This is a genomic window from Bradyrhizobium sp. RD5-C2 (assembly GCF_019972155.1).
Lineage (GTDB): Bacteria > Pseudomonadota > Alphaproteobacteria > Rhizobiales > Xanthobacteraceae > Bradyrhizobium.
Genome location: NZ_BOVL01000024.1, coordinates 169,103 through 175,398 on the forward strand (window position 1 = coordinate 169,103; position 6,296 = coordinate 175,398).

Below are 6,296 nucleotides of genomic sequence, written 5' to 3' on the forward strand. Positions count from 1 at the left end.
GTTGCCGGTGGTCAGATCGGCTATCGCTGGCAGGCGGGCACCTGGGTGTTCGGCCTCGAAGCGCAGGGCAACTGGGCTGACCTGAAAGGCAGCAACAACAGCGCGATCTTCCCGGGCCTGTTCACCAACCAGAGCAAGATCGACGCGTTCGGCCTGTTCACCGGCCAGATCGGCTACGCCGTCAACAACGTGCTGCTCTACGCCAAGGGCGGTGCGGCGCTGACCGACAATCGCTTCAACACCTACTTCACGCCGACCGGCGTCCTCGCCGGCAGCGCGAGCGACACCCGCTGGGGCGGCACCATCGGCGCCGGCATCGAAGTCGGCTTCGCACCGAACTGGACCGCTGGTGTCGAATACGACCACCTGTTCATGCAGGACAAGACCTACAACCTCACCACCCCGACCGGCGCGCTGTTCAGCAACATCCGCGATCGCCAGGACGTCGACCTCGTCACCGTCCGCGTGAACTACAAGTGGGGCGGCCCGGTGGTTGCGCGCTACTGATCGCGTGACACGGATTTGATCCAGACGAAAGGCCGGCTTCGTGCCGGCCTTTTTGTTTGCGTGGGCGGCGCGCTCCAACGTCGGACCGCCTGATGTGCTCGACAACTACACCACCGAGCTGCGCAGCTTCGGCGACATCAAGGGCCGGCTCGGCTACGCCGACGGCGCCACGCTGTGGTTCGTGAACGGCGGCGCCACGGTCGGCGACATCCTGCACCGCTACAATGTCGGGCTCGCGCCGCCCTCGGTCTCGGCCAGCGACACGCACTGGAGCTGGACCGCCGGCGCCGGCGTCGAATACATGTTCGCCGCCAACTGGTCGGCCAAGCTCGCGTACAATTACATCGATCTCGGCAAGGTCGCGCCGACCCAGTACACGCCGGCGATCAACGATCGCTCGGAGTGGAAGGACACCTTCCACACCGTCAAGCTCGGCATCAATTACCACTTCAACGCGCTGAGCCCGGTCGCATCAGCGAAATACTGAGCTACCGGCGGTCGCTTCGCATCGGAGAAAAGAGCCGGCCTTGCGCCGGCTTTTCGTTGCGTGCAAGCGCGCGCTTCGCCGAGCCATTTTCCGTGCATTGTGGTTTCACGGATACACAACTTCCAAGATTTCTATGTAGAGGCACGCGATCGTCACACGACACTGCTGTGACGTTCCCTTCAGCGTTTGAAGGGACAACAAGAAAATGGGACTGGGACTTTGAAAATCAGGAATGTTTTGCTGGCTTCGGCCGGCATGTTTGCCCTCAGCGCAATTGCACCGGCAATGGCCGCCGACATGGCGGCACGCACGCCTTACGTGAAGGCTCCGCCGCCGGCCGCGATCTACAACTGGACCGGCTTCTACATCGGCGGCTTCGGTGGCTATGCCAGCGAGGACTCCGGCAACCCGAAGATGGAAGGCGGCTTCGGCGGCGGCACCGTCGGCTACAACTGGCAGGCCGGCAACATCGTGTACGGCCTCGAGGCTGACGGCGCCTGGGCTGACGTCAATGCGTCCGCTACCGCTTTTGGCATCACCGCGACGAGCAAGATCGACGCGCTCGGCACCGCGCGCGGCCGCATCGGCTTCGCCGTCGACAAGGTGCTGTTCTACGGCACCGGCGGCTACGCCTGGGCCGACAACAAGCTCACCCTCAGCGCGGGCGGCGTGAGCGTCTCGCAGAGCAACTTCCACTCCGGCTGGACTGTCGGCGCCGGCATCGAGGCGTTCATCGCGCCACAGTGGTCGATCAAGGGCGAGTACCTGTATCGCAGCCTCGGCGGCGAGACCTACTTCGGCATTCGGTCTGCCGACATCAACCTGCACACCGTGCAGTTCGGCGTGAACTATCACTTCGGCGGCCCGATCGTCGCCAAGTACTGAGCGAAAAACAGACCTCAGGGTCTCGGAAAGGCCGGCTTCGCGCCGGCCTTTTTTGCGTCCGGGAACCGGGCCCTGCTGACGGCTGCTGCCAACAGGCAAACTATCCGTTGATGGACGCGACTCAGCACTGGAAATTGTCGGCCGTTCTTCCTACGTTCCAGTCTTCTCACCCATCGGCGCAAGGTCCCGGCAGCACCGGCGATGCGCGCCCAAAAGGCGCCCGATCATGCGCCCGGAATTGTCGCAATGGATGAAGTGCTCAAGGCGAAGCGCCAACAGACCGCCGGCTCCTCATCGCGCGCCATCACGATCCGCGGCGCGCGCGAACACAATCTGAAGAACATCGACGTCGAGATTCCGCGCGACAAGCTCGTGGTATTTACCGGCCTGTCCGGCTCCGGCAAGTCGTCGCTCGCGTTCGACACCATCTATGCCGAGGGCCAGCGCCGCTACGTCGAGTCGCTGTCGGCCTATGCGCGCCAGTTCCTCGAGATGATGCAGAAGCCCGATGTCGACCAGATCGACGGCCTGTCGCCTGCGATCTCGATCGAACAGAAGACCACGTCGAAGAACCCGCGCTCCACCGTCGGCACCGTCACCGAGATCTACGACTACATGCGCCTGCTGTGGGCGCGCGTCGGCGTGCCGTATTCGCCGGCCACCGGCCTGCCGATCGAGAGCCAGATCGTCTCGCAGATGGTCGACCGCGTGCTGGCACTGCCGGAAGGCACCCGCCTCTATCTGCTGGCGCCGGTCGTGCGCGGCCGCAAGGGCGAGTACAAGAAGGAGCTCGCCGAGTATCTCAAGAAGGGCTTTCAGCGCGTCAAGATCGACGGCACCTTCCATGAGCTGTCGGAGGCGCCCGCGCTCGACAAGAAATTCCCGCACGACATCGACGTCGTGGTCGACCGCATCGTGGTGCGTCCCGACCTCTCCCAGCGCCTCGCCGAAAGTTTCGAGACCGCGCTGAAGCTCGCCGAGGGCCTCGCCGTGATCGAATACGCCGACGCGCCGGCAGCGGCACCGGCCGAGGACAAGAAGAAGACCGCAAAAATCCACGACAAGAGCGGGCCCGAGCGCATCCTGTTCTCGGAAAAATTCGCCTGTCCGGTCTCCGGCTTCACCATCCCCGAGATCGAGCCGCGCCTGTTCTCGTTCAACAATCCCTATGGCGCGTGCCCTGCCTGCGGCGGTCTCGGCGTCGAGCAGCATATCGACGAAGACCTGGTCATTCCCGACAAGGAGCTGACCTTGCGCAAGGGCGCGATCGCGCCCTGGGCGAAGTCGTCCTCGCCCTATTACATCCAGACCCTCACCGCGCTCGGCAAGCACTACAAGTTCACGCTCGACACCAAGTGGAAGGACCTGACCAAGAAGGTACAGGCCGCGCTGCTGCACGGCTCGGGGGACGACGAGATCAAGTTCTCCTATGAGGACGGCGTCCGCTCCTACGACACCAAGAAGCCGTTCGAGGGCGTCGTCACCAACATCAACCGCCGCTACCGCGAGACCGAAAGCGAGTGGGCGCGCGAGGAGCTCGGCAAGTATTTCTCCGACGTGCCCTGCGCCGGCTGCAACGGCTACCGGCTGAAGCCCGAGGCGCTGTGCGTCAAGATCGGCGGCAAGCATATCGGCGAGATCTCCGAGCTTTCGGTCAGGCGCGCCGGCGAATGGTTCGAGACCGTGCCGGAGGCGCTGAATGCGCAGCAGAACGAGATCGCCGCACGCATCCTCAAGGAGATCCGCGAGCGCCTGACCTTCCTGCTCGACGTCGGCTTGAACTATCTGACGCTGTCGCGCTCGTCTGGCACGCTGTCCGGCGGCGAGAGCCAGCGCATCCGCCTGGCCTCGCAGATCGGATCGGGACTGACCGGTGTGCTCTACGTGCTGGACGAGCCGTCGATCGGCCTGCACCAGCGCGACAACGCCCGGCTGCTCGACACCCTGAAGCGGCTGCGCGACCTCGGCAATACCGTGGTCGTGGTCGAGCATGACGAGGACGCCATCCGGCTTGCCGACTACGTGCTCGACATCGGGCCCGGTGCCGGCATGCATGGCGGCCACATCGTCGCTGAAGGCACGCCCGACCAGATCATGCGCAACCCGAAATCGCTGACCGGCAAGTATCTCACCGGCGAGCTTTCGGTCCCCGTGCCCGACCGGCGGCCGCCGAACCACCGGCGCACCATCAAGGTCATCAACGCCCGCGGCAACAATCTGAAGAACGTCTCGGCCGAGATTCCGCTCGGTCTGTTCACCTGCGTCACCGGCGTCTCCGGTGGCGGCAAGTCGACCCTGCTGATCGACACGCTCTACAAGTCGATCGCGCGCAAGCTGAACAACGCCAGCGAAGGCGCGGCCCCGCACGACCGCATCGAGGGCCTCGAGCACATCGACAAGATCATCGACATCGACCAGTCGCCGATCGGCCGCACGCCGCGTTCGAACCCCGCGACCTATACCGGCGCCTTCACGCCGATCCGCGAATGGTTCGCAGGCCTTCCCGAGGCGAAGGCGCGCGGCTACGAGCCCGGGCGCTTCTCCTTCAACGTCAAGGGCGGCCGCTGCGAGGCCTGCCAGGGCGACGGCGTCATCAAGATCGAGATGCACTTCCTGCCCGACGTTTACGTCACCTGCGACACCTGCAAGGGCAAGCGCTACAACCGCGAGACGCTGGAGGTGCTGTTCAAGGGCAAGAGCATCGCCGACGTGCTCGACATGACGGTCGAGGAAGCCGCCGACTTCTTCAAGGCAGTGCCGCGCGTGCGCGAGACCTTCCAGACCCTGCACCGCGTCGGCCTCGACTACATCCATGTCGGCCAACAGGCCACCACGCTGTCCGGCGGCGAGGCCCAGCGCGTCAAGCTGGCCAAGGAGCTGTCAAAGCGCGCCACCGGCCGCACGCTCTACATCCTGGACGAGCCGACCACCGGCCTGCACTTCCACGACGTCGCAAAACTGCTGGAGGTGCTGCACGAGCTGGTCGCCCAGGGCAATACGGTGGTGGTGATCGAGCACAATCTCGAAGTCATCAAGACCGCCGACTGGGTGATCGACCTCGGTCCCGAAGGCGGCGACGGCGGCGGCGAAATCGTCGCCTGGGGCCCGCCCGAAGACATCGTCAAGGCACCGCGCAGCTACACCGGCAAGTTTTTGGCGCCGGTGTTGAAGAAGGCGAACAGCAAGCCGAGGAAGAGCTCGGCGAGCGAAGCGGCGGAGTAGTTCAACGTCCGTCAGTAGAGCAGATCGACGAAGCGTCATCCGCCGGTCCGTTGCCTCAACACCGGCGGGTTGCGCCCTACGAACTACCTCAGTTGCCACGGTAGGTGGCGATCTGCCAGACGTTGGCCCAGGTATCCCGGACCATCGCGCGTCGGTCGCCATAAGGCGTATCGGCAGGCGCCTCGATCGATTCGGCACCTGCCGCAATCGCGCGCCGGTAGGTCTCGTCCGCGTTCTCAACATAGACATAGAGAAAGGCCGGCATGGCGTCCCGTACGCCTCCGCCGTCGCTGATCAGGATGATCGAGTCTCCGATCCGAATTTCCGTTGGCGCGCCGGACCGGACGTCGCCCTCCGCATCGAAAACGTCTCTCAGGAATCCGGCCAAACCGGTGAGGTCGCGCGTGACAATTCGCGGTATGACGGAAGGCCAGCCGGCGGGCTTGAACTGGGGCATGCGTCTGTCTTTGCCTAGGCCACGACGATCCGCCGTAGATTAGAGCAGTAGCCCGGATGAGCGAAGCGATATCCGGGAGCCTTCTCGTAGTCGTCGACCTCTGTCCCGCATGTCGCTTCGCTCATGCGGGCTACCACAACCGTCTCCTCGCCTTCGCGCTACACCGCCCAATAATTCGGGTGCGTGTAGCCGTGCGAGCGGTCGCCCCAGTCGAATTCGTCGCCGTCGAACTCGGACGGGCCGGTGCGCAGATCGTCCAGCGTCACCTCGGCCTCAAAGGCCTGGCGCGCGGGATTGAATTTCAGGGCCGTCCATTTGACCGGGTAATGGTGGTGGCTGCTGAGCACGCCGCCGGTCCTGATCACGGCGTAGGCCACCGTTCCGCTCACCTTGTCGAGCATCAGCCGCTCGATCGAGCCGAGTTTTGAGCCATCGCTTCCGAACACGCAGACATGCTCGACGCGGTCGCTGGGCACCAAGGTATGATGCATGGCATCCTCCCTATCTTCCCTTGTTCGGAGGGGATTATAGGCCTGTCGTCCCGGTCAGCCAACGGGTCGCGCGAGGAAGCGTAAGGCGGCTCGAAGTAGGGTGGGTTAGCCGAAGGCGTAACCCACCGCTCCTCCGCGAGGAAGGTGGTGGGTTACGCTTCGCTAGCTTTGCTCTTTCAGGAGGTTGTCCATCTGGTCTGAACCGAGGAAGCTGAGGTTGCGAAGCTTCAGTGTTCCAAGGAAAGAC

At 64.2% G+C, this 6,296-nt stretch carries 5 protein-coding genes and 1 pseudogene; 4 read left to right on the top strand and 2 right to left on the bottom strand.

The window, feature by feature from the left end:
- The 4 genes and pseudogenes from BraRD5C2_RS31695 to uvrA all read left to right on the top strand — a co-directional run.
- Positions 1 to 507 (top strand): outer membrane protein (locus tag BraRD5C2_RS31695; protein ID WP_223975212.1); only part of this gene is annotated, 507 nt, incomplete at its 5' end.
- A 100-nt stretch (positions 508 to 607) separates the two neighbouring features.
- A pseudogene (locus BraRD5C2_RS31700) lies at positions 608 to 994 on the top strand (outer membrane protein); the annotation flags it as partial.
- Between the two features lie 225 nt (positions 995 to 1,219).
- Complete coding sequence (locus BraRD5C2_RS31705) at positions 1,220 to 1,879, top strand: outer membrane protein (protein ID WP_223975236.1); 660 nt, start codon at positions 1,220 to 1,222, stop codon at positions 1,877 to 1,879.
- A gap of 246 nt (positions 1,880 to 2,125) precedes the next feature.
- The gene (gene uvrA, locus BraRD5C2_RS31710) at positions 2,126 to 5,101 is read left to right on the top strand and encodes an excinuclease ABC subunit UvrA (protein WP_223975214.1); all 2,976 of its coding nucleotides are present in this window, start codon (positions 2,126 to 2,128) and stop codon (positions 5,099 to 5,101) included.
- A gap of 88 nt (positions 5,102 to 5,189) precedes the next feature.
- Here uvrA and BraRD5C2_RS31715 read toward each other — a convergent pair whose 3' ends face one another.
- Positions 5,190 to 5,558 (bottom strand): VOC family protein, encoded by a 369-nt coding sequence (locus BraRD5C2_RS31715; RefSeq protein ID WP_223975216.1) that lies wholly within the window; start codon positions 5,556 to 5,558, stop codon positions 5,190 to 5,192.
- Between the two features lie 158 nt (positions 5,559 to 5,716).
- Positions 5,717 to 6,049 (bottom strand): PRC-barrel domain-containing protein, encoded by a 333-nt coding sequence (locus BraRD5C2_RS31720; protein WP_223975218.1) that lies wholly within the window; start codon positions 6,047 to 6,049, stop codon positions 5,717 to 5,719.
- Between the last annotated feature and the right edge of the window lie 247 nt (positions 6,050 to 6,296).